A 25751-nucleotide genomic window follows, 5' to 3' on the forward strand; every position below is an offset into this window, starting at 1 on the left:
GTATATTATTAGGCGTAAATATTCCAAATCGTGGAGAGATGTTCATATTACTCCTATCCATAGGACTTTGCTTTTTCTTGATTCAAAACGCACTATTATATTGGGTTGGCTATATGACAGTTCCAATTCTTATTCTCTTGTTCTTTTTTTCCTTACCTATTCTGTCAGTGGCGCCTGAACTTCTACCAGTAGTGACTATAAATTGGTTGTACTCATGGGTACCTTTCCGATTTATCGTCGAGTCCTTCAAAGATATACTCTTTTTTGGAAAGAAATCATTTGATCATGGCTTAGGTATATTAGGTTGGAGTGGAGTAGTAAGTTTGATGTTGATGTTTTTAGCTGTTTTGAAGTCGAAAAACGGTGTAAATGAAGCGGAAAGTCAGTTGAGTATAGATAGTCAAAAGTGAACAGAAAGTACTTGTTTTAAAAAGCCTAATAGAAAGGAGAGGCATTAATACTTCTGGACGTGTAATCCCTCTCCTTCTCTCCACTCTGCGTATAGTATTTCTGAAAACTTTGTTGCACCGTGAACTTGAATTTGCCCTTGAAGCCAATTTGTATCGAAGCCAACTTCCTCTAAATTTTCCCATAGTACTTCCCCATCACTAATTAGAGTATTTGATAGTACAACATTTTCTTTAGATAAATTCATATCATCACGTGTTGGAGCAGCATATTTGGATTTTTTAAGAACGTTAACAGTTCCATCTGTTTCAAGTAATGCGTATTCAACTTCCCGAATAGAGAATGCATCCTTTGTTCGTAGAAGGTGTTGTAATTGATTAATATCAAGTTTGTTTTTCTTTAATTCATTATAATTAATTTGTCCCTTGTTAATAACAATTGATGGTTTACCTTCAAGAAAAGCTCTCGTTCTCTTCCATTTTTGAGTTATCATCTCCATCGTGTAAATTAATAATCCCCAAATTGCAACCGAATAAATTATTTGCCCTAACCCTGTATTTTCATCGAATAAAGCGTTTCCGACTAATTCACCGAGTACAAGTGCAGATATGAAATCAAAAGTAGTAATTTGTGTGATTTGTGATTTCCCTAACATTTTTGTGACCAAAAATAACGCAATAAAGCCAAAAAAAATCTCGATTGTAATATGATAATAATCCATGTTATGCACACCTTTATAAATGAATCAAAAAATATGCTGCTTTTAGTTAACTAGGTTTTATGCAATTGCTATTAGTGTAAATGGTTTTTTTATAAATTTTGTTACTAACGTGAAAATATTAGAGCAACAAAAAATTATTTGTTAGCCAGTTGACATTATTTTTTGTAGATATGTTAATGATTAAGTACGAAAAACAACAATTAATGCGAAAACAGCTTTATAAAAAAGAAAAATTGTTATTTCTTAAGTACGATACAGCGTTACAAAATGACAAGGTTATGTACGAATGATTATTAAGAACGTCGCTTTAGCTATTCCTATAAGTTCATTATTATGATGTACAGACAGGAATTTTTTATTATCTTTTCAAGGGCTTTATTTTGTAGTGGCCGAATAGTAAGGCACTTTTCTTAAGTAAATTATGTAAAAATGAACAGGGACATAAAGACTTTATCTGGTTCAAAATGTTTAGGTGTTTATATTTATGTACGAAAATCAACTAGAAAATAGTCTTTATTAAATTTGTTGCTAATTTACTATAATTAGTCCAAGAAAATTGAATTAGGGGTGATTGTCGTCGATATATTGAAGTAGAGTCATTTGGGTAGGAAAGAGTAGCCTAATTATATCCTCATCGTCTAGAATTGCTAAACAAAACTTGTAGTAATAATACAATAACAAAACGAATATATGTTCTTGTTGTTATACTTGTGATAAAATATAAAGAAAATAAGGAGCACAAAAAGACTATGGATAAAATTGATTGCATTGAGTTAAAACATTTTTCGGATGAATATTTGGAAAACTTATCTTCTTTTAAACTCCCCGAAGAACAAGTGAAGTTTACTGCATTGCCTAGTAAGGTTTTGGAGGTGACAGAAGGACAACATAGAATTATGATTGTTAATAATAATGTACCTGTAGGTTTCTTTTTATTACATTCGACTGAACGAGTAAAGGAGTATTCAGTTAACCCGAAAGCTATGTTGTTAACCGCATTATCTGTTGATCATGTGCATCAAGGAAAAGGTTATGCCAAACAAGGTATGATCGTCTTAAGCGATTTTGTTAAAGCTGAATTTCCTAATTGTAATGAAATTGTTTTGGCTGTCAATCATAAAAATGTTCCTGCTCAACAGCTTTATGCAACTGTAGGATTTGAAGACACAGGTAGGAGAAAAAGCGGTCCAATTGGGGAACAGTTTGTTATGAAATTATCGCTGTAATATACATGATTTGTTATAAAATGTTATTCAACAATTCGAGTTTTTCTGTAATAAATCAAATAGCTTTTTTCAATGGCTTTATTAATATTGAGAAATAATATTAATTTATTAACATATCTATAAAATCATTGGTAAAAAAATATCCAAAAGGGAGAATTTCTTTTTTTGAAGCATTAACGAAAGTTGGATCAGAAGGAACGTTATATAGTTTGGTTAGTAATAAAACATCAGTAACATAGGTAAAACCAAACACAAAGACATAAATGAATGTCAATGAAAATATCGCTATTTTTGATGACGATAAATAAAAAAGCGCTAATAACTATTTTTCGTTATTAGCGTAATGTACACTGTATTTTATAGACGTTATGTTAATTGTTTGACCATTGTAACGTGAGGAATTCCTGCATCCATAAAAACTTCAGAGACTGTTTCATACCCAAGTTTTTTATAAAATTGTTCTGCGTGGGTTTGAGAGTTTAACTTTAATTTATCAATTCCTTGATCAATAGCATATTGTTCAATTTTGTCCATAATCATTTTCCCACTACCTTTTTTTCGGCTAGTTGAAAGAACACAAATACGCTCTACTTTACCCGTGTTTTCAAGTTGGCGAATGCGACCGGCACCAATTGGCTGATTATGATCATACAAAACAAAGTGTGTTGCTTCATTTTCTAAGTTGTCTATTTCTTCTTCTTCAGAAACTTGTTGTTCTTCGATAAAGACCTGTCTGCGGACCAATAATGCATCGTTATATTCATCGTTAGTAGTAGCTATTTTTACTTTCAAACAGTTAACAATCCTTTCCAAACTGAAATGTTTCATAAACAGTCCATTGTCCATTGTCTAATTGATATAATAAATGGAAACGGTCAATTTTTTCTTCAAAATTTACATTTGTCATTTTTAATCTACCAAAAACGTCAGAATGTTCATCATTCGATAGTTTTTGTCCTATCGTAATATGAGGTACAAATGCATATTCAGGTTCGTCTGCAAATAAGCCAGAATGAAGCATTTCATGTAAATTTAATAATTCAGGTGTAGGGTTAACCTTTAAATAAATGACGTTATTGACAGGTGAAAACGAGCTAAATTTATACACGTGTAGATTAAACGGCTGAACTTTTTCAGTTATATCCTTTAATTGTTCAACCATCTCTTTCATATCGTTATCGTCTGATTCAAATGACGCTTTGAGCGTAATGTGTGGCGGAATAAGTGAATAATTAGGGTCATATCTCTTTCGGTATGAGTTCGCTTTATCCTGAAGTTGTTTTGAAGGGAATAATACAATTCCGTATTTCATGATTTCAGCTCCTTTTCTTAAAGTGTTTTTCTTTAATTATACTCATCTTTTACACATATGTTTGTACATCGGCAGGCTCCGAAACAACCAATTAGAATAAATGCATCTACCTCTTTGACTACATGCTATTAAAATGTTTGAATATAATAATTTCTATTATAGCAAAATAAGTGAAAATTATATATTAGCTATTTAAAGAATTATCTTGTCATAGACAGCATCATTTTAAGCGCGCGACTAAGATCAGGTTGCCAATAAGTCCACGTATGGTCCCCATCAAATTCATTATAAAAAACCGGATAGGATTTCTTCTTCATTACGTCATGTAATTCTCTGTTCGGTTTTATAAAATCCTTTATTTGTCCATCGGTTGTCTTTACTTCTGTTTCTTGTTTTCCAATTACGTGATAAAGCTCTAATTGATGAGGAAGTTTGAAATCTTTTACCTTATCAATTACATGGTTGTTCACATATGGGGATTGCATAATGATTTTTCCAAATGTATGTGGATATGTTAGTGCAGCTAACAACGATACAGTTCCACCTAATGAATCACCTAAAAGTATACGCCCCATACCCATATTGAATGTTGGATATTCTTTATCGATATATGGTGTTAACTCATTTGCTAGAAAGCGTATATATTGCTGATGTTTTTCTCCATTTGGATGATACTTTTCTTTTCGGTCCTTCACATCCTTATAAGGTATAGCTACTATAATCGTGTTATCTATTTGTTTTTTAGAGAGTAGATGATCTGCCACTCTGGCGATTTTTCCTAGATTTAAGTAATCCTGGCCATCCTGTGCGATTAATACGTGATACTTATACAGTGGTGAAAAATTCACAGGTTCATATATGAGAATTTGTACTTCTTCATTAAGGGCTTCACTCATTAAAGTCACTTCTTTAATTTTACCTTTCATACCGTTCATGTGATAAACCTCCTACAGCTGTCATAGTACGTTAATATCATCAAATTGTACCATAAACAACGGTATAATGCTGTTATTAAAATGATAGGAGGGTGTGAGAGATCATAAATGATAGAATAAAGTTAAAGGAAGTAAAAAGGCAAGCGGAAAGGAACACCATCGCTATGCCCACTTAAATGACATGTGTATGACGGTGTGTAATTGAAGTAGTTGCTGTCATTAATTGGCTTCTTTAAAGCTGGTAGTATTTTGTAAATAGCGATCAATGAGTGAATCTAAGTTTTTGATTTTCATTAGCGCCAGCTTTTTCTCAATTGTTCGATAGTGGTGTTCACCATTTGGTTCTTCGTCAGCCTCATCAGCTAATTTTACAACCTGTTGTAAGTCATCTGTATTTAGCTTGCCTTCAGGAAGGTAAGAATCTGTGTGCAGCAATACTGCTAATGCAATTTGCTTCGCATTCGTAGGTTTTTCTCCTAATCGGATTAATAGTTTATGTGCACGTTCGGCTCCTTTGATCGCATGTATATCATTTTGACGATATTGCTCAAAGTCCCATTTGCCGTCTTGATACCACTCATAATGGCCGATATCATGTAAGAGTGCTGCTTTTGTAGCTAAATCTACATCAACTTTATACTGTATTGCTAAATGAAAGGCATGGTAGGAGGTGGAAATTGCATGAGCGACTCCAGAACGATTGAGGTATTTTTGTGCAATCGGGTGTAAAAATAGGTCTGTTAAGGTCACTTCTCTCATAGGTGCTCTCCTCCATTCTATTGTAGTTAAATAAAAAAGTGTTTCTTTTTAGAATAACAAAAAAACACGGTGATTGGAATAGTTATTTTGTATTAATTACAAATTTTACGGTGCTTTCACATTGTTTAGTTGTGTTGCACACTTATACAACTCTTCTATTTTGGCTTTCTTCGTAAACTTTCGTGTTATGGTTCTTAAAATAGAAGGTTACTTAGCAGTTCTAGTTATAATTTTATAGAAGGAAAAATGCCCCGAAACCTAGTTGTATACGTGAATATTTTTTAGTAGAGAAAACAAATTTCTATAAGATAACAGCATATTACGAAAAGCAACAATTGATGCGAAAGCAGCCTCTAATTTAAAAGATAAAAGTTATATATATAAATTAATGATGTTCACCTACTACGAAACGAGCCTTATTTTCATTGTGAAACTGGGATTGCCGATAAAATATTTGCTAAATTAAATGTTCGTTGTTCATGACGTAACATACAATACGCTTTCACATAACTCGGTGTTACTTGTTCAACCCGTAAAATCCTTTGTGTTATTTGACCAGATTTAGACATGTATATGACTTCTATCGGTTGCTTTAGCTCTAAACATCTTAAAAATAATCGATACAAGATGTAACAACCCCTTATAGATTAATTAACTGTTTTAGATAAAATCTCAAAAAGCTTCTTTTTATATAGGAGAAAAAATCCAGAAAATATATTCTTTGTTACTTTATTATTGTCAATTTTCTGTCAATATATAATTTGACAGTGCTATTAGTGGAAAAATTGTATTGTAGCTATGGTATTGTGTGTGAAATTGACCGGGTAATCCGGTGCCTGTAGGGTAGGTGAGTTGCGTAGAAGAATAGTTATTTGTAATTAAAAATTGTATTCCAGTTTGAATCGACCTTTCCATTTTTGAATCAGAAGTGAGCAATGCATCTAAAGCCCATGCAGTTTGAGAAGGTGTACTAAATTGCAAAGGTACAAAACGTTCGACTTCAGCACTACGACAAGACTCTCCCCATCCACCATCATTATTTTGAATATTTTTAAGCCAACGAATTGCCTTACGTATACAAGGATGATTTGCTTGGATACCAACTGCCCTCAAACCTGTAATAGCAGCCCATGTTCCATAAATGTAACAAATACCCCATTTTCCATACCAAGAGCCATTCTCTTCTTGGTTGTTAATTAACCAATTCACTGCTTCTTTTACTTGTGGCTGTTCTTTGTCATAGCCAGCAAAGTTTCCCAGATATTCAAGTGTACGTCCTGTTAAATCAGCTGTTGATGAGTCACGCAATGTAAAATTAGCGTTTTCGATTGGTACCGTAGCTAACCATTTTTGGTCAACGTTTTTTTCAAATGATGGCCAGCCACCATCATTATTTTGCATAGACAGAAGCCACTTCTGCCCTTTCAATAATGCGACTTGAAAATGGTGTTGTGTTTGAGCAGTAGATGTGATAGCTCTTAGTGCTACGGTTGTATCATCAATATCTGGAATAATGGTGTTTATATCTGAGAAACCCCATCCACCTGGTTCTGCATTGGGATTGTGTACTGCCCAGTCTCCATATTTTTTATGCTGACGGGACAGTAGGTATTCATTAGCACGTTGTATCATTGAAACATCTGCACTAACTCCTGCTTTTTGGAGCGCATAACTTAATAAGGCTGTATCCCATACAGTTGAGGGTGAGTTTTGAATATGAACTTGGTTGTCAACTTGGCAACTGAGAGATTTCAACCCTTTAATTGCTTTTTGGATAACCGGTGAATCTTTCGTGTATCCCAATGCTAATAGTGCAAAAACCATGACGACAGTTGAGGCAGCATAACTATACAAAGTTCCATTACTTTCAATTCTGTCTAGTAAAAACTTTTCAGCTTTTTTTAATCCTTGTTCATGGATATGTAGCGGATAGCTAGCAAGTTTTTTAAGCTGTGTTAAGAACTCATGTGATAGTCTACTTTCTCTAATCCAGCTTTGTGTGAATAAAGAAGGAGGTGTGGTGAATAGATGACTTATATCTGGTGTATGATTAGAGCGAAGTGAAAGGCGTTTGTTTCCACAAATAGCCATAGGAATAAAATGAATACGGGCATAATTACTAATTGAATAAATGCTAAGTGGCGATAATTTTGGAAGCATTAATATTGACATAGGAATATAAAATGCTGTAGGCCAAGGATATTGGCCACATACAGAGAGAATAAACTTAGTAGTAAAATGAGCCTTAGTCAACCCACCTTGTGATTTAATGTATCGTTCTGCTTTCTTCATATTTGCATCACTTTTTTTCACAGCTTTTGAGCATAATAAGGCGAAGTAACATTGAATGGTCGCCGATAAATTTCCATCTTGCTCATCTTCATACAGTTTCCAAGTACCATTTTCACTTTGTATACTCAATAATCGATTTGCAAGTTTTGATGTTAATGATTCATCAACTATACCAAGGCAATGTAACAAAATAATAGTATAACAATCCGTTAATGGAGGACCTTCAAAGCAAAATCGCCAAGTCCCATCTGTATATTGTATTTCATGGAGGTCATGAACCATAGTTGTAATTTCTTCACGAATTTCTTCGTTTGAAAACAAAATAATCACTCCTTATAAAGTGGTTAGCCTGGTAAAAGGGTTGATCAGCTTTTTAAAACAACCTTCTTACTATATATTCATGTATGCTTGTACATATTGACGTGACAGGAAAACAATACTATAAAAAAATCATTTAAATACTGAGAATAGATATGTGTGAGTAAGAAATGAAAGAAACTGTACATGCATTTTCACACGATCTACTTCTATTACAGTTATTAAGTAAAATCAGTCAATCAGAAAGCCTCTTTTTATAAACGTTGTTGCTACAGTTCCTAAAATAGAAGATAAAGATGTTGCTTCATTCAACAGTTATCGTTTTATAGAAGAAAGATTCCCGAAAACTAGTTAAATACGTGTTTATTTTTTTAGTACGAAACACTACATTCTATACGAAAACAGCAATTAGTAAAAGATGTTTACCATCATTAGTTGAGGAGATGATTGTTTGAAATAATCGTAATAGTACAAGAGGGGAGAGTTTTGTATAAACTTTGTAGCAAATTGACTTCGATTAGAACATTAAAAGAATTTAAGGTAAAAAATGTAAAAATGTGGAATGTTGAACTTGTCATTAAGTTTAGGTGTATACGTGTTAGTTCCTTGTAGGATAAATAATTTTAATTGTGAGGTGCGTAACAATGAAATGGGTTCGTATTTTATGTAGCATGCTAGTATTTGTACTTCTGTTATGTCAAATGGAATCCCCTGTATTTGCTTATAATATGTCGAGTGGAAAAATGATCAAATTTTCAAGCAATAGTTATGTTCAAGATAGAATAAAAGTAGCTAATTTACCTGAAGCTAATGTTACATTGCAAGCGATTAAAGAAGACGAGTGGTTTAAATATTTTCAACTTACGGTAGGAAAACGAAACAAAGAATTTGTGCATTGGATGAATGTCACAGATCATGATTTTCAACCAAAATTGTACTCTATTGATGTAACAAATACCGGTCAGGAGGAGATTATTGTTGTCCTCACCACAGACCGAGACAAAGGTGTTTATATAAATGAAGCACATGTTTTAGAAAGAACATTAGTTGACAAAACAGATGTCGTAAAAGAAATTTATATAGAGAATCCACGAACCATCGCAGCTCAAAAAGTTAATATGAAGAGAACGAAGAGAGGAGTAGTTTTAGTAGTAGATGGTAAAAGTACATTCATCCCAAATAATAAGCTAGATTCTAAAGAAGAGTTACCCCAACTATCAATGGACCATTTTGTCAAATTTACGATAGAAGACAATACACTTAAGGCTATATTATTGGTAGAAGAAAAACCAAATCATTATTATGGTAACATTGTCATTACATACGAATATGATAATGGCATCATGAAAGCTGAAAAAGTAGAGCTTCGATTAGGGTAACAAAAGTACGAATTAGAATGGCAATAAAGATTAAATAAACATCATTTAATTATGTTAAACCTACATATTTCCATGGAGGTAATACATATAGATAGATGTTTTTATGGGTAGGGAAGGGAAAAAATAACACAAGAAAAATTTTACCCAGTACATGATTAGATGCATCTATAAATAATGAGAAGTCAGGAAACTTCAAACATTTAATCTATCGGATGGATATTCAGCAAATTTATAAATACGTCTAATAGATTAACTTTCTAAGTCATCTGTTGGATATTCAACACTACAATTCACTATCTTAGCTATATAATTTATTAGCATTCATTCGTAAAAAAGTGTTGTTTGATTTTTTGGAAGTGTCATTCACATGAAGGAAGAACAAATGCCAGGTGTTTATTTCTGAGCAAGAAAAACAACCTTTAGATTTAATTTGATACTGAGAATGTAGTATTGAATACAAATCAAAAAAGAAACTACAATGCAAACCTACTTCGCAAAGTAGTTCACGTATACAATCTATTATGCACACATTGCAAACTATGAAGAGCTTTTGCAATTACAAGATGGCATACCAGGTACAACTCCACTTGATGGTGATATTCTCTTTTGGCTACATTGCTCTTCAAGAGCTGAAATAAGAAGGTTCTGGACTATAATTGATTCTGGAGTTTCGAAGGCAGGGTTAGCTAGGTTTTTTTCTTCTAACGGATCATTAGTAAGGTTGTATAGTTCAAATTGATCAGGAACTGGATTATACTTTGTTTTCGTTAAGCAAAGGTAGCATTGCTCATTCGAAGTTGTATTAATCGCAGAGCTCTGGACAGTTGTGTTATCCTCACACCCAGGATCACTCCAAAATTGTGGATTATCATAATAACGACTAAGCTTCCATCTCTCTCTTTTTTTATCCATACCAGTAGGTAACATCGTAATAATCGCTTCAATATGATTCGGCTGGACGACTGATTCATACGGTTCTCCTGATAATGTGACTTGATTCAATCCCTTTGTCACATCATCATCACTCATAAAATAAATCGGTTCATCGTCACGGTAAAAATCCTTTCTTCCTTTTAACAGGGGGGTAAGGTCACGACCAACTAGAGGATGTACTTCAGTATGATCTGGCCTCAGCTTCTCTTGGATTTCCATTGGATTAATACCAGCTAAGCCTAGCATAGTTGGTAGAACATCAACGTGACTCGTTATCCGATCTGTACTTTGTCGACCAGAGAACAGCTTAGGACTGTGAATAATCATAGGGACATGAATAGATTCTTCGTAGGTGTTATACCACTTTTGAAATAATCCACCGTGTGCACCTAGTAATTCTCCATGGTCAGATAAGAAAATGACAATTGTATTTTCATAAAAATTAGTTTTTTGAAGTGCTTGAAATACTTTCAACATTTCTTGATCGGCTTCTTTTTGTAAAGAATAATACAACTGGCGATAAAAGAGTGTGTCTCTTAGAGGCTGCAATGCTTTCTGATAAGTAACTCGATAGCTCTCTTGTGCAATGGGTTTTGTATATAATGATTCCTTTGCAGTTGGAGCAGGAGGAATGAACGGAACAGAAGGGTCTACTTTAAAATTATACAGTGCACTTAATTCTGTAACGATTCCGAATAATGCGATATCATGTGGATTTACAAATGAGCTCATTATCAACCATGGTGCATCATTTTCTTCTTGTAATTCGAGAGACTGAATCAATGCAACAACTTCTGCAGAATAGACAATATCTCGTCCACTGACGCCTATGGCTGCTGAACATCCTGAATTTCGAGGAGCTGAACCATGAGGCTCAGGACCCACCCAGCCCGAGAACCCAAACTTATCCAATTGATCAGCGTTCAAATATTTTCGAACCTTCTCTTCATCAGGTATTCCTGTCAATGTATAGCTTGGGTAAGCATCTTTCGTACCAGGAATGAGAATATCTTCATCAGAAGCATGCCACTTCCCTTTCCAAAAAGTGCGGTACCCAGCAGCTCGAAAATAGTCACCCATCGTTGGAACGCTATTTGGGTCTAACCAGAATAAATCTGGGTCAAACGCAGTTTTCGCTACACCGCTCGTTTGAGTTACCCCATGTAGGGAAGGGTATTGTCCAGTATACAATGTCGCACGACTTGGTGAGCAAGCTGTACTCCCAGCATAATGATTGTTAAACTCAAATCCATTCTCACGTAAAAGCTCTTGCGCAATAATATTTTCTTTTCTCCATAATTTGAGTTCTTCATTTTCATAAATTGATGGAAATCTTTCTTGGTCAACCATTAAAATAAGAAAGTTTGGCTTATCTTTTTGGGCATTTTTGCGGTCTGAACTTGTTGTCAACTCGTGATCCACTAAGCATAACCTCCATATATTGTGATCAGGGTAAAAGGTACTCTCATATACTTTAATTCATCTTCACTATATGTTAGTTATAAAGTTATCATTCTAGAATCATTGTGAATAAGCTGTTTAACATTCCATGACCTAATGCTTGGTGAGAGATATTTTTCACTCTTTCGAAAACGTATCATTTCTTCATTTAGCACCCTCGATTGACAAAGAATAAACACCGTTATTAAAAAGTGAGGGTTGTATTGAGCGTAATAAACAATATATATCGAAAAAATCGAAATATTGATAAAATAATTGTTAAATAGTTGTATTGGAGGATAATAATTAAAAATAAAGTGACAGGTGTTTTACGATTTTTAGGCGTATTTACTATTTGTATAGGGATAATTATAGGTGCTTGGTTGGCAAATGATACACAACTATTATCTTTTGGAGGGGCTTTTTTAATTGCCTGTGTTATAAATAGTTTTTTGTTATTTGGTCTTGCTGAGGTAATGAATGTGGTATTCAAGATCTACGAAAATATGGGTGGTTCGACACTCAAAAAACTTGATATATCTGGCTCACTATAAAATGTACAAGCAAATAGTAAAACAAAACGAGTCAGTATAAGCGATAGAAAGACGATTGAAATGTTTTATGTTGATTCATATAGTCAAACAGCAATTGAGATAGTAGGCACCCCATTTGAGGATTTCTTTTTGGTGAGAAACAGTGACGGAGGAATAGATATAGTAGAATTAGGTGGTTTTAAGCCGCAAATACTAAGCGTAGAAAGTATAATAAATAATCATCAATTAAAGGATTGGTATGAGTCATTATAGATAAAAAAACAGTTATTGAATAGAAGTAATATCTCAGATTCTTCAAATATCGTCATATAAAATCAGATAAGACAATAGAAAGTAAGTTTCAACTATAGTATAGGTACGAAATAGTTACATATCTTTGTTTCTAGTAAACTTTCACTAAATTAAATAGTCATTGTTAATCGTGGATGTTCTAAATTATTTGAAAATCAATATATTTTATAAATAGGCTCATTGCGAAGTCTTGATTACATTTTTATTAATCATGAACAGTAACATGTGGTTTTATCCGAACTCCAAAAAAATTAAATATAAAGATGCGGTGAACTTAAAAGAAGCCTAATATAAAATCAATAATCTGTGCGAAAAACCAACAAACAAAAAAATTGTTATGTATTCACTTGAAATGCCTTAAGATAATGTCACAATCCTTTAATAATACCTCATCATGGAGGATCTCGTAAGTGGTTAGTCCGTTATACAAGAACCATTTTACAGTTTAGCTATTATCCTGTCATGAAACCAAAAAAGGAGTGAAAGCATTGTTAACGAAAGAGGAACAAATTATACTTGATGAACTAAAAGTTATTTTTAAAAATGAAGGCAAAGCAGCAGTTGAATTCAATAGACGAGAATTAGTAGAACATTTTTCAGACATCAATGTTCCAGTTGTTATAAAATCTCTAGTGCTGAATGGCTACTTAAGTATTGAACATCTGCCAAAAGGGAAACTCTTGCTAACCATCTTGTAGATTAAGAATAAAAGTTAAAGCCATGACGTATCAATGGGGAAAGTGTCTATTTGAAGGATGCCAAAAAACACAAAGAAAACAAAGAGTAACGGATACATAAATAACTATTGTTGTATATGTATCCGTTACTTATCGCTAACACTCATAGTTAGCAAACAGTCTCCATTAGATTAGAACAAATACATATCTCCATTACGTTATCGTTGTTCATCATTAACGATGTAATATTAAAATGATCTTGTTTGGGTGAACCTTGTTTCTAAAACTATTGTATGAAAAATGACGAGCCACTTGAAAGATTATAGGATTCGTAGATGAGTCCTATAATAATTAAGTATGTTGGCTGGTTTTTTTGTTGTGAATGAATAATATTGATTTTTGGATAGTCGGTTGAGTATAGATTGTTAAAACTAATTCGAAAAAGGTTTTCTTTTGGTTACATAGGTTGTTTTTGCAAGGATTGTTGCTTTTCGTTCTACGTTTTAAGCACTTATACATCTAGCCTTTGGGGCACCTTTTCTACTTTTACATTTTTTGAGTTCTCATAAAACTTATCATATTATTCAAGATTAGTATAAATAACAGCATAGTTTACGAAAAGAGCCTTTTCATGTGTAAGATCCATTTATAAAATTTTCTTTTTTAGGTACTTGTATTTCACATTCCAAATGTTGTTGAGACTTAACAACTATTTTATTTGAATCCAAAATCTCCATAAAAACTTTAAAATTTCATTTTATAATAACTCTGTTGAACTAACTAAAAGGGTTGCTACAAGAATAACCTTTTATTAATTATTGGGGTGTGAAAATTGAAAAAGGTGGTTCAGTGTAAACTACATAAAATGGATGAGTTCAGTGTTGAGTAATATGCGTAAAAAAGAAAATAAAATAATATTTATTACTAAAGGGTATGCTGTGACAATACCAAAGAAACTTAGAGATTATTGTAATATGGAACCTGGGAACGTAGTGGATGTTTACTATAGTGATATGTGTATAGAAATAACGAGCAATAGAAGAAATGGAAGCTTAGAAAATCAAGTAGTGATTGGTTCCAGAGGTTCAATATATATACCAAAAGAAATACGGAAATTTACGAATATTAATGAAAGCACTAAATTTAAAATTTGTATTAATGAAAGTTTAAAATCAATCAAACTAATACCTTTTGTTTAGGGCAATAGACTTGGACTTTGGTGTACATAGGTTTATTACATCATTCATCAAACTAAGTTTTAACAAAAAATACATTATTTCTTCAAAAAAAATCCTTTAAATCTGCATATTCCCTCGATATTTTTAGAATGTAATAAAAATATCTTCATAGAGGAGTTAGGGATGTTAAAGAAAGTATCAGCATTTAGCCTACTCGTAGTGTTACTAAGTATAGGGATAGTCGTATATGCAGATGGAGGAGATGCGGGAAATGATGAAGACATTGCATCAGTTATTAACGGCTTTAGAGGAGAAAGTACTTTAATAGAACAAAAAAATCAACTCTTTGAACAATCCGATGGTCATGCTCACGGTGAAGAGATTGTAAATGTAGATTCTCCAAATTATGTTGTATTAGGAATATTTGGGACAATTATCTTCTTGCTTTTAGTGTTAGGTCTCACTTTAAAATTACATAAGAGAAAAACGGAAGAAGCATATATTCAAAGAATACAAATGAAGAACTTGTTGTCTCATCCCATTATAAGCAGTTTTCTTAAAAGTAAATGGTATCCTGGGATTTTTCAATGGACAGCTATTGTTGTGTTTTCAGTCATTGTATTTCAGTTAGTTGCTGGTACAACAAATGGTCATAAGAATTTTGGAACGACGATGACATGGGTTCTTTGGTGGCCTATTATTCCGCTTTTATTTATCTTGTTTGGAAGGTTTTGGTGTGCAGTTTGTCCATTCGGTAAAATAAGTGACATTGTTCGAAAATACTTTGGTAGTGAATTCCCCGTTCCAAAATTTCTAAAACAGTATGGTATTTGGTTAATTGACATATTTTTTATTTTAATTACATGGAGTGATCACGTTTTTGGTATTGTCGATTCACCTAGAGGATCTGGGTATTTATTATTAATCTTGTTGACAATGGTCGTCATCACATCTGTTGTTTACGAAAGAAGAACTTTTTGTAAGACACTATGCTTTCTAGGTGGTCTTGCAGGTAATTATTCTAGAGCTGGTATTGTTGAATTAAAAGGGACAGAAGAAATTTGTAAAAGCTGTAAAACTCAATCATGTTATCGGGGTAACAGCAAAGTTGAAGGTTGTCCTATGTTTCAATTTCCAAGAACAATGGATACAAGTGCGGATTGTAACTTATGTGCGAATTGCATTAAAGCTTGTCCTAATGATTCGATTCAAGTTTCAATTCGTAAACCTACTAGTGAGTTATGGGGTATAAAAAAGCCAAGGTTAGAGCATACCGCATTAGCAGCTATCATTATGGGAATCGTATTTGTTCAAAATATAACGATGTTGTCTGTATGGGAAGATATTCTACAATACATAAGTCAATTAACGAGAACAACGAGCTATGCAATTAATTTTACAGTTGCATTTATAATATCAATGGTTATTCCATTATTCCTTTTGTGGTTTGCTTCTTTTATATCATCTATTAAAAAGGACATGCAAACAATTAAAGAGTATTTTGTAATTTTTGGTTATGCAATTATTCCACTGGATTTGGCAGGGCATATTGCACATAATTTATTTCATATTTTGACCGAGGGGAAAGCAATTTGGTACAATACGCTCCAGTTGTTTGGTATTAAAGCGAGTGGTGATTTAGCTATTAGTTCAAGTTTAACAGTACAAATATTACAGTTTGCAATTATTGTTTTAGGATTGCTTGGCTCGATTTATGCCGTATATCGTATCGGGAACTATAATGGTATTCAGAAGAAGCTACCTTTTTATGTGTTAATGATAGTATTTACAGTAGTCAATATTTATCTGTTTGCATTGCCAATGGATCACCGAGTGCATTAAATTTTTTTCTAGAAGGAGACTAATATATATGAAAATGTTAAAGACAATTGCTCCAATTTTATTAGTAGGAGTAGTACTTGTTGGCTGTAATTCCAATGAACAAACTACAGAACCTTCAAAAATAGAAGGTGGCAAAAAAATTGAACATATGCACGGGTTATCATATCAGGATGATACGATCTTTGTTGCTACACATGAAGGAATGATTTCCACTAGTGATAAAGGAGAATCATGGTATGCTGTTAGCTCTCATGATAATGATTTTATGGGTTATCATGCACTATCGAATGGTGAAATGATAACAAGCGGTCATCCAGGGAAGTCATCAAACCTTCCAGATCCTCTAGGACTTTTAAAAAGTACTGATAATGGAATTACATGGGAAGAAGTATCGTTACAAGGCAAGATTGATTTTCACATTTTAGATGCAAATTATTCAAATACTGATATTATATATGGTTTGAATCAAATGGGTAGTGGCAAATATGGGGCAGGTATTTTTAAATCAATTGATGGTGGCGAAAATTGGGATAAAATTGAGCCAGTTGGCTTACCAGATGACCTTCATAAAATTTACACATTAATCTCACTGCCGAATAATGATAGTGTACTATTGGCTGGAACACAAAATGGTGTCATGCGTTCTGAAGATAGTGGAAAGACATGGGAGTTATTAGATGGAAACCGCTTAATTACTGCAATTACAGTTATGCCAAATGAAAGCAAGGACTTAGTGAGCTACTCAATTACACAAAATGAAGCAGGTATTATGAAAAGTAACGACAATGGCGAGACTTGGGATTACATTGGTCTAGACTTGGGAGAGGATGCAGTCAATAATATATCTATAAATGCGGATAATAATAACTTAATGTCAGGAACAACATTTAACAACTCTGTGTATGTGACTGAAGACGGTGGGGAAAATTGGAAGCAGACGATAGATGCTGGAACTATTAAATAACAGCTATAGAAGAGACTCGACATATTAGTTGGGTCTTTTCTATATTTAAGAAATGTTGAGTATTACATATTTGAAATTAACAAAATGCTTTAAGAATCTGCAAAATTTCTCTATTAATTTCGAAGATAGTAACGATAAATAACATAAGCTGGTTGCATAAACTTTGTTGCTACTAGTCCTTCACTATTAGCAACATAAACGTATTGAACATAAGAAAATGAAAGTTATGAATGAAGTTCAATAAATCTGCAAAAATTCTTGCTAATATAAGAGCAAACGAATGGAGTGAACTGATCATGATGGGATGGCTCGATAGCTGCTCTGGTTTTCAAGGAGGAAGTATGATGATGCTAGGGATGTTTATTTTTTGGGGAGGCTTACTTTTCTTGGGGTTTTATCTTTTGAAAAAATATCTGAATGGCAATAACCATTCATACCAACATCCGATAAATATTTTAAATGAAAGGTTTGCAAAGGGTGAAATTTCTGAAAAAGAATATGACCATTTAAAAGCAAAAATAAGAAGTAAATAACAGAAACTGCTTCTATCTTTTTTAAGTAGTTGAGCTTAACAAGTTTAAGTTGACAACTGAGTATTGTGGAAAATCAATGGAAGATTAGTAGATAATGAACTTAACCAAAGGGGTGAAAGGTTTGGGGAAGTTTCGGTTATTGACACTTATAATTGGGGGAATTTCTTTCATATTAGTTGGGTGTCAACAAACAACTTCAAATGACAATTCAACATCTATAAATATATTAGATATACCAAAGGAAACTCCAAATGAAGAGGAGGTTGTTACATTTGATATTATTGCTCAATCAACTGTTTGGGAAATAAAAGGTACACGATTTGAAGCTTGGACTTATAATAACGAAATTCCTGGAGAGGAGATACGTGTAACCGAGGGAGATTTCATACGTGTTAATTTAAAGAACAACCTTGATGATCCAGTAACGATTCATTGGCACGGCATGGTTCTCCCTAACATGATGGACGGTGTAGCTGGTGTGACACAAAATGCAGTGCAGCCTGGTGAGGAATATACCTATGAGTTTGAGGCAATAGAAGCAGGGACGTATTGGTATCATTCTCACCAAGATAGTGGTAATCAAGTAGATAGAGGTTTATATGGCGCGCTAATCGTTGAACCTATGGAGAAATCTTATGACCAAGATGTTGTACTAATGGTAGATGAATGGTCTATAGGTGAAAGTGGTGGAATGATGGGCCATATGTCCGGTGGCACACCTGGAGAGATGGACTCACAGATGACCTATGGAACCTTTACTGTGAATGGTAAAAGTGCCCCAAATATCGACCCTATTGTTGCTGATTTTGGGGAAAGAGTAAGACTGCGTCTAGTGAATGCTGGATATCAAAAACACTATTTTTATTTACAAGGGAACTCTTACAATTTAGTTGCAAATGACGGTAAAGAAGTAATTGGGGCACCGCTAACTTCTGATGTAATTGAGATAGCTCCTGGTGAGCGGCTAGACATTGAGTTTAACGCTAATCAGAGTAATAATTGGTATATTACTAGCGTGAATAATGTGGAAGGTGCCAACGATATAAGAATTCCTATCATCTTAAATCACGTTGAAAAGCAAGTGGAAGATATAGATCCTGTTGTAGAAGGAAAAAAGGAGTTATCACTTATTGATTTTACAAACATTGGTGAAATGGAGTCGATTATTAGCTCAGAAGCCGAGCCAGACCTGATATACGAAATGGATTTGAACGTTGGGATGGGTATGATGGCAGGTGGTATGACTTACAAGATTAATGGGAAAACATTTCCTAATACTGATCCTATTAAAGTTCAGAAAGGTGACGTAGTAAAATTAACGATTACAAATAATAGTATGTTAGACCATCCGATGCATTTACACGGCCACTACTTTCAAGTGATAACGAGAAATGGAGAGACGTTAAAAAATCCATTAGTAAAAGACTTAATTAATGTTAAACCACATGAACAATATGAGATCTTATTTACTGCTGATAACCCAGGAGAATGGGTCTTTCATTGCCATGACCTTGTCCATGCTGGAAATGGGATGGTAACAGTTGTTAAATACAATGGATATTATTCACCATTTGAATTAGAAGGAGAGTACCTCAATAAACCCGAATAAGTTTATGTCATATAACGAGTTTCTTATTTTTCTATACTTTCTTTATAATTATGGCTCTTTTCATAAACTTTACTCAACAGTCATCGTTTTATAGAAGAATAGTTACCTAAAGCCTAGTTGTATACGTGTTTGTTATATCGTACGAAAAACAACATTCTATACGAAAACAGTCATAATTATTGTATTTAGTGAGCATTAAAGTTTTAACTTGAAAATTAAAGGTGGTTTTGTTGTGTATGCTTTATTTAGTCAGATAAGTAACTTTTTTAGTCAGCCTTTTATGAATATTGCATATAGCGTTGAAGGTATTCCGCTGGCATCTGCATTTATTTTAGGCATTGTTGGTGCAATGGCACCTTGTCAATTTACAGGGAATATTGGGGCAATTACTCTTTACGGGAATCGTTCTATGCAAGAAAAACTTGCATGGAAAGAAGTGATCTATTTCATTATCGGGAAAATAACTGCATTTTCTTTACTAGGATTATTAGTATGGTTGCTAGGACGTGAGTTTCAGCAAAGTCTAACCTTATATTTTCCTTGGTTTAGGAAAGTAATTGGGCCAATTTTAATATTAATGGGTATTTATTTAATGGGGTTTTTCAAAATGACTTGGAATCTGCAGCTAATTAAAATACCAGACAGTTATTTTAAAAAAAGTAAATTTGGCTCATTTCTAATGGGATTAAGCTTCTCCTTAGCATTCTGCCCAACGATGTTCATCTTATTTTTTGTTACATTAATGCCTATCGTTCTATCTACTTCTTATGGAGTTGTTTTACCAACTATTTTTGCTTTAGGTACGTCTATCCCTGTTCTAATAGCGATGTTTATAATATGGTATTTTGGCTTAGGTGGTTCATTAATGAAAAAAGGTAGAAAACTAGGGAAACGAATTCAAATGATTGCTGGTATTATCATTATTATAATAGGTATCTTTGATACAATAACTTATTGGGCTTAATCTATAGTCATAGCAGCAACAGACTGCTATGACTATTTTATTTGGGACATGTTTTAGAGGAAGTTATGTCATATGGTCAAAATAAAAGATAATTACAATATTTAAGTTGACAATTACCATAGGGGGGTATAGTATAAAAGTAAGGAAACAAAATAAGGTTATTAATTAAGAGTAAGCGCTAAAGGATATTCAAATTTTACTTTAAGAGAAATTCCAATTATGGAAAGGGCGGGTTATTGATGATGAAAGGTAAAAAGACTCATCAAAATGTGGGTAATCCTGAAAGACATATACATCAAGAACATGATGACCATAAACAACATGGACATGTAGGACATAATCACCTGGAACATAATAGTCATAATCATAACGAACACGATGGTCATAAGCACCCAGAACATAATAGTCATAATCATAACGAGCACGATGGTCATAATCATCAAGAACATAATAGTCATAATCACCAAGGCCATGGAGGGCATAATCATGGGCATATGATTGCTGACTTTAAGAGGAGATTCTATATTTCTTTAATAGTAACAATACCAATATTAATTTTTTCTCCTATGATCCAATCGATTTTAGGGTATGAATTAAGTTTTTATGGAGTAAATTATGCTCTGTTTATTTTAGCAACATTCATCTTTTTCTATGGGGGAAAGCCTTTTTTAACAGGTTCTTACGATGAGCTGAAACAAAAGAGTCCTGGAATGATGACCTTAATAGCACTTGCGATTGTAGTGGCGTATATATATAGTGCATTGACTGTCTTTGGTTTATCAGGAAATAATTTCTTCTGGGAATTAGCCACCCTCATTGACATTATGTTATTAGGGCACTGGATAGAAATGCGATCAGTAATGGGAGCTTCTAATGCTCTGGAAGAATTAGCGAAAATGATTCCTTCAGAGGCTCATCTGATAGATGAAAATGGAGAAATAACAGATGTTAACATTAGTCATTTAACCCAAGGAAATAAAGTTCTAGTAAAACCTGGTGAAAAGGTCCCTGTTGACGGAACTATTATTAAGGGGAACTCTTCCATCAACGAATCTATGCTGACAGGTGAATCAGTACCAGTTGAAAAAACAATAGACGATGGGGTGATTGCAGGATCCATAAATGGAGAAGGATCTTTAACCATACAAGTAGAAAAAACGGGAGAAGATAGCTATCTTTCCCAAGTAGTAAAGATGGTCAAAGAAGCCCAAGAGTCAAGATCCAAAACACAGGATTTAGCTAATCGTGCTGCTAAATGGTTATTTTATCTAGCACTAATTGCTGGGTTCGTCACATTGGTAACATGGTTATTGCTGGGGTACCCTTTTGTTTATGCGTTAGAACGTATGGTAACTGTAATGGTAATTGCTTGTCCGCATGCGTTAGGTTTAGCAGCTCCATTAGTTGTAGCTAGGTCTACAGCATTAGCCGCAAAGCAAGGATTATTAATCAGAAACCGTGCTAACTTTGAAGAAGCAAGAAATATTCAATCCATTGTCTTTGATAAAACGGGTACTTTAACCGAGGGTGAATTTGGTGTAACTGATATCATGACTGAAAATGGCTATGAAAAGAAGGATATTTTACAACTTGCAGCTTCTCTAGAAGTATTGTCTGAACACCCGATTGCTAAAGGGATAGTTGGAGAAGCAAAAGCTCAAAAATTAACTTTTTATCAGCCAGATGAGTTTGAATCGATGACAGGTAAAGGGCTAAAGGGAATTGTAAAAGGTAAAGAGATTTTACTAGTCAGCCCTGGTTTTGTTAAAGCAAATAATATAAGGTTTCAACAAGACACGTTTGAGAGATTATCTGAGCAAGGAAAAACTGTAATCTTTGTATTAATTAATAGTGAAGTAGCAGGAATGATTGCACTTGCTGATAAAGTTAGAGAAAGTGCTGAACGTGCAATCGCACGTTTGAAGAATATCAATGTCCAATCGCTGATGTTAACTGGAGATAATTACAAAGTAGCTCAATGGGTTGGAAAGCAATTGAATCTAGATGATGTAGTTGCAGAGGTATTACCACATGAAAAAGCAGACAAGATAAAAGAACTAAAAGCAACCGGTTTAAAGATAGCAATGACAGGGGATGGGGTCAATGATGCACCTGCTTTGGCAAACGCTGATCTCGGAATAGCTGTAGGAGCAGGTACTGATGTTGCAATGGAGACTGCAGATGTTATTTTAGTAAAAAGTAATCCTGAAGATGTTGTGTCCATCCTTGAGCTTTCAAAATCAACGTATAGAAAAATGATTCAGAATCTATGGTGGGCAACAGGGTATAACATTGTCGCGATTCCACTGGCAGCTGGAATTCTATCACCAATAGGAATCGTCTTAAGTCCAGCAGTTGGAGCTGTATTAATGTCACTCAGTACTGTAATTGTTGCAATAAACGCACGATTGTTCAAAGGTTAAGATTTGAAGAATTCTTGATATTAAAAATATTAATAAGTTATAAAACACCACTAAAGACTAAATAGTTTTGAGGTGGTGTTTTTGTTTTTTGTAGGTGAAAAATTACCCAACACTTTTCTTTCGAAAAACTTTATAGTAAATTCCAATCTTCATAAAAAATCTATAATTTTTTATTATAATAGCGCTGTATTCGAAGGAGGGACATATTTTAGGCTGTTTTCGCATTGATAGTTGTTTTACGTGCTAAGAAATAAATACGGTACAACTTTAGTGAGTGGTGGTACCTTTCTGCTATAAAACCAGATAAAACTGGTTAGCAAAAATAACATCAAAGATTTGGAAACGGACCTTTATTTAAGCAAGTAAGACGGGTTAGGATGATTAGAAATAATTTAATGAAGAGAGGAAGTTTTGATGAAACCTTTATTTAGTATAGGTCCGCTTTCATTATATTTTTTTGGTTTAATGATAGCTATTGGTGTAATGGCAGGTTTAGCAATATTAATTAAAGAAGCAAAGAGTAGGGGACTTAATCATAAATTATTGATGGATGGAGCAATCTACTCTTTCATTGGTGGAGTAATAGGAGCTCGTATTATATATGTGTTCATGTACGATCCTATTTATTTTATTAATAATCCATTAGAAATAATATTCATTCATAACGGCGGACTCTCAATACATGGTGGTATTTTAGGTGGTCTTGCTGTTGGGTATATATTTTTGAAGCGTCACAAAATGCCGATTTGGGAAACATTAGATATTGTCGCTCCAGCATTAATATTAGCTCAAGGGATTAGTAGAATTGGTTGTGATGTATTTGGTGGTCCAATTTCACAGGCATTACCATGGGGAATAGAAGTAAATGGAGAGTACCTTCATCCATCTCAAGCATACGAATTTTTATTAGATTACTTATTATTTGGGTACCTATGGTTACGCTTGAAAAAATCATCTTATCATGGACAAATCTTTATTCATTATTTAATTGGTTATATGATCATACGAGCAATTGTGGAATTCTCAAGAATTAACCCAATGATATTAGGTACGATATCCGTTAGTCATTTAATGAGTATTGTAGGTATAATCATCGGAATACTCTTAATGAAATATTTGAAATCAAGAAGCACTATAAATAATGATAATGTAATAACAGCAAAAGATTATTATAAAACAATATTTACAGTAATTGTATTAATGCTTTTATCGGTCATTATTTATGTTGGGGTACAGGGGTGAACATCAGCTTAATAGTTGAAAAAACACCTTTCACACAGTTGAGAACATATATGCATTTTATCTGCAGAAAAAACAATTAGAAAAAATAGAAAAGGAGCCACTAACACCAGTTAGTATGCACATTTAGTTTTAAGTAAAAAAAATAACACCGTTCAAAATTTACAGTCATTTGACATATGACTACTTTATTAAAATTGATCTATGGGAGGTATAAATGATGGAATGGATTTTACTTTTACTGCTTCTTTTATGTCCATTATCAATGGTCTTTATGATGAAAGGTCATAATCATGGAAAACATCAACATGGTCATAGTCATGGAAAACATCAATTTGGTCATAACTCTACTGTAAAAAGTGATTTACCGAGTGAAGAAGAACAGTCTTCTAGATTAGACAGCTATAAAGTTAAGCAATTAGAAGGTGAACTTACTAGTTTAAGAGAACAACATGAATTGCTTAAAGAAAAATTTGAAGACTCTATCGAAAGCAATGCAAAGAATAAGTAAAGCTGAAGAAGGAGTCAACAGGATGAAGAGTTCTAATGATGTAGTTAAATAAATCGAACTACAAAGGAGATCATAGTAAACAAAGAAGCTCATGAAATCTCATATGAGGACAGCATTGTAGAAAAGCATGAAGGAATTAATTATCCATTTAATAAACAAGAAACATTAATTGTGAAAACTCATGTCAATCACATACAAAGTGTTGGATGTAATTAATGTGGAAGCTATTAACCTTATATATGATGTTAAATTAAATGATTGCAAGTTGATATTGATTTACTACTCTTTCAGGTGATTTGACCGAATTAAAGCTAGATAAGAATATTTTTTTGAGTAGATAATTAGCACAAAGTATGTGTTAGAAATTTTGTTATCCTAAGGTCGCTGCCAAAGGTCAATTCAAGATTTTATCTTCAAATAGATAACTTTTATATAAATACTGTAATTTTGGATTCCACATCTAGGTGATTTGAGTAGAATTATGTGATGTTTGTAGGGATATCTGTACTAGTTGCAATAGTAAATGCATATATTGATGTACATGCTATTAAACTAGGATGTGATAAATTTGATTATGTCAAAAGCGTTATTAATGACAATTATAACACCACTCTTATTAACCTTTTATATTTCCTTATGCTTGGTAATACAAAGAAAAAACATAACAAGTATGACTAGTATGACGATTACAATGACAGTCGGTATGATGAATGGTTTGTTAAGTGGAGTGATCTTTGGGGTTTTTTTAAATGGAAATCTCTTTTTATCTACTGTCTTAGGAATGGGTGTTGGGTTTATATGCGGAAGTATGGTTGGGCTACTGAATGGAATCATACCAGTATTAAATGGAATGTTGTCAGGTTTAATGGGAGGAATGATGGGAGCAATGTTAGGTGAGATGGTAATGGTTCAATATCAGGAATCAACCATTAAAATTTTTTTTACATTAGTGACTGTTTCTCTCATTCTAGCTTTAAATTTGTTGAATGATGAAACGCAAAAACCTTTCACTCAGCCCTTCAATAAAATGCTTGAACATCCAATAGCTTCAGCTATTATCCTTATTGGATTTTTCTATATATACAATAATATGGGACTAATAGTTAACACTGAGTCGTTACAAGTTGATTTAGATATAGAACATAATCACATAATTGATAATAGTGGAAATGTAGATTGAAAACGGAAGGAGAGCAGCTTAGTCATGCTGGTCTCTTTTCAATATAGGATTATACTTATCTGC

Annotated in this window: 24 protein-coding genes; 16 read left to right on the top strand and 8 right to left on the bottom strand. The window is 33.4% G+C overall.

Annotated elements, in window-relative coordinates:
* Window positions 1-113: 113 nt before the first annotated feature.
* Window positions 114-410, top strand: a complete 297-nt coding sequence (locus ACSVDA_RS02110) for a hypothetical protein (protein WP_485880447.1) — start codon at window positions 114-116, stop codon at window positions 408-410.
* A gap of 44 nt (window positions 411-454) precedes the next feature.
* On the opposite strand, the gene ACSVDA_RS02115 is transcribed toward ACSVDA_RS02110, so the two are convergent.
* Entirely contained in the window at window positions 455-1129 is a 675-nt protein-coding gene (locus tag ACSVDA_RS02115) for a DUF421 domain-containing protein (protein WP_485880449.1), read from the bottom strand.
* A gap of 749 nt (window positions 1130-1878) precedes the next feature.
* Between ACSVDA_RS02115 and ACSVDA_RS02120 the strand changes: the two genes are divergently transcribed.
* On the top strand, window positions 1879-2355 hold the full coding sequence (locus tag ACSVDA_RS02120) for a GNAT family N-acetyltransferase (RefSeq protein WP_485880450.1): 477 nt from the start codon (window positions 1879-1881) through the stop codon (window positions 2353-2355).
* A 366-nt stretch (window positions 2356-2721) separates the two neighbouring features.
* Here ACSVDA_RS02120 and ACSVDA_RS02125 read toward each other — a convergent pair whose 3' ends face one another.
* The 6 genes from ACSVDA_RS02125 to shc all read right to left on the bottom strand — a co-directional run bounded on the left by ACSVDA_RS02125 (window position 2722) and on the right by shc (window position 7983).
* Complete coding sequence (locus ACSVDA_RS02125; RefSeq protein WP_485880452.1) at window positions 2722-3147, bottom strand: GNAT family N-acetyltransferase; 426 nt, start codon at window positions 3145-3147, stop codon at window positions 2722-2724.
* Between the two features lie 4 nt (window positions 3148-3151).
* Window positions 3152-3667, bottom strand: a complete 516-nt coding sequence (locus tag ACSVDA_RS02130; RefSeq protein WP_485880453.1) for a YjcG family protein — start codon at window positions 3665-3667, stop codon at window positions 3152-3154.
* A 200-nt stretch (window positions 3668-3867) separates the two neighbouring features.
* A complete protein-coding gene (locus ACSVDA_RS02135) occupies window positions 3868-4602 on the bottom strand; it encodes an alpha/beta hydrolase (protein WP_485880455.1) in 735 nt (244 codons plus the stop codon).
* Window positions 4603-4821: 219 nt separating this feature from the next.
* Window positions 4822-5361, bottom strand: coding sequence for an HD domain-containing protein (locus ACSVDA_RS02140; RefSeq protein ID WP_485880457.1), 540 nt, complete (start codon window positions 5359-5361; stop codon window positions 4822-4824).
* Between the two features lie 422 nt (window positions 5362-5783).
* Window positions 5784-5987: a hypothetical protein gene (locus ACSVDA_RS02145; protein WP_485880459.1), complete on the bottom strand. Its 204-nt coding sequence runs from the start codon at window positions 5985-5987 to the stop codon at window positions 5784-5786.
* 112 nt (window positions 5988-6099) lie between these two features.
* Window positions 6100-7983 (bottom strand): squalene--hopene cyclase, encoded by a 1884-nt coding sequence (gene shc, locus ACSVDA_RS02150; protein WP_485880461.1) that lies wholly within the window; start codon window positions 7981-7983, stop codon window positions 6100-6102.
* Between the two features lie 632 nt (window positions 7984-8615).
* On the opposite strand from shc, the gene ACSVDA_RS02155 reads away from it, so the two are divergent.
* Window positions 8616-9350 (top strand): hypothetical protein, encoded by a 735-nt coding sequence (locus ACSVDA_RS02155; protein ID WP_485880463.1) that lies wholly within the window; start codon window positions 8616-8618, stop codon window positions 9348-9350.
* Window positions 9351-9887: 537 nt separating this feature from the next.
* On the opposite strand, the gene ACSVDA_RS02160 is transcribed toward ACSVDA_RS02155, so the two are convergent.
* Window positions 9888-11705, bottom strand: coding sequence for a sulfatase family protein (locus tag ACSVDA_RS02160; protein ID WP_485880464.1), 1818 nt, complete (start codon window positions 11703-11705; stop codon window positions 9888-9890).
* A 335-nt stretch (window positions 11706-12040) separates the two neighbouring features.
* Here ACSVDA_RS02160 and ACSVDA_RS02165 point away from each other — a divergent pair, with 335 nt between their 5' ends.
* The 13 genes from ACSVDA_RS02165 (at window position 12041) to ACSVDA_RS02225 (ending at window position 25688) form a co-directional block, all read left to right on the top strand.
* The gene (locus tag ACSVDA_RS02165) at window positions 12041-12277 is read left to right on the top strand and encodes a hypothetical protein (protein ID WP_485880466.1); all 237 of its coding nucleotides are present in this window, start codon (window positions 12041-12043) and stop codon (window positions 12275-12277) included.
* A gap of 60 nt (window positions 12278-12337) precedes the next feature.
* On the top strand, window positions 12338-12529 hold the full coding sequence (locus ACSVDA_RS02170) for a hypothetical protein (RefSeq protein ID WP_485880467.1): 192 nt from the start codon (window positions 12338-12340) through the stop codon (window positions 12527-12529).
* Window positions 12530-13056: 527 nt separating this feature from the next.
* Window positions 13057-13266, top strand: coding sequence for a hypothetical protein (locus tag ACSVDA_RS02175; RefSeq protein WP_485880468.1), 210 nt, complete (start codon window positions 13057-13059; stop codon window positions 13264-13266).
* An 848-nt stretch (window positions 13267-14114) separates the two neighbouring features.
* On the top strand, window positions 14115-14444 hold the full coding sequence (locus tag ACSVDA_RS02180; RefSeq protein ID WP_485880469.1) for a hypothetical protein: 330 nt from the start codon (window positions 14115-14117) through the stop codon (window positions 14442-14444).
* A 162-nt stretch (window positions 14445-14606) separates the two neighbouring features.
* Complete coding sequence (locus tag ACSVDA_RS02185) at window positions 14607-16265, top strand: 4Fe-4S binding protein (RefSeq protein WP_485880470.1); 1659 nt, start codon at window positions 14607-14609, stop codon at window positions 16263-16265.
* Window positions 16266-16293: 28 nt separating this feature from the next.
* Entirely contained in the window at window positions 16294-17229 is a 936-nt protein-coding gene (locus tag ACSVDA_RS02190) for a F510_1955 family glycosylhydrolase (RefSeq protein ID WP_485880472.1), read from the top strand.
* Window positions 17230-17459: 230 nt separating this feature from the next.
* Window positions 17460-17762, top strand: coding sequence for an SHOCT domain-containing protein (locus tag ACSVDA_RS02195; protein WP_320210283.1), 303 nt, complete (start codon window positions 17460-17462; stop codon window positions 17760-17762).
* Between the two features lie 121 nt (window positions 17763-17883).
* Window positions 17884-19371, top strand: coding sequence for a multicopper oxidase family protein (locus tag ACSVDA_RS02200; RefSeq protein WP_485880474.1), 1488 nt, complete (start codon window positions 17884-17886; stop codon window positions 19369-19371).
* Window positions 19372-19603: 232 nt separating this feature from the next.
* Entirely contained in the window at window positions 19604-20335 is a 732-nt protein-coding gene (locus ACSVDA_RS02205; RefSeq protein ID WP_485880476.1) for an urease accessory protein UreH domain-containing protein, read from the top strand.
* 239 nt (window positions 20336-20574) lie between these two features.
* A complete protein-coding gene (locus ACSVDA_RS02210; RefSeq protein ID WP_485880477.1) occupies window positions 20575-22758 on the top strand; it encodes a heavy metal translocating P-type ATPase in 2184 nt (727 codons plus the stop codon).
* Between the two features lie 414 nt (window positions 22759-23172).
* Entirely contained in the window at window positions 23173-24000 is an 828-nt protein-coding gene (lgt, locus tag ACSVDA_RS02215) for a prolipoprotein diacylglyceryl transferase (protein WP_485880479.1), read from the top strand.
* Window positions 24001-24217: 217 nt separating this feature from the next.
* A complete protein-coding gene (locus ACSVDA_RS02220) occupies window positions 24218-24508 on the top strand; it encodes a hypothetical protein (RefSeq protein ID WP_485880481.1) in 291 nt (96 codons plus the stop codon).
* 568 nt (window positions 24509-25076) lie between these two features.
* Entirely contained in the window at window positions 25077-25688 is a 612-nt protein-coding gene (locus ACSVDA_RS02225; protein ID WP_485880483.1) for a hypothetical protein, read from the top strand.
* Window positions 25689-25751 lie beyond the last annotated feature (63 nt).

This window comes from Cytobacillus sp. Hm23 (genome assembly GCF_051842895.1).
Classification (GTDB): Bacteria; Bacillota; Bacilli; order Bacillales; family SM2101; genus Nanhaiella.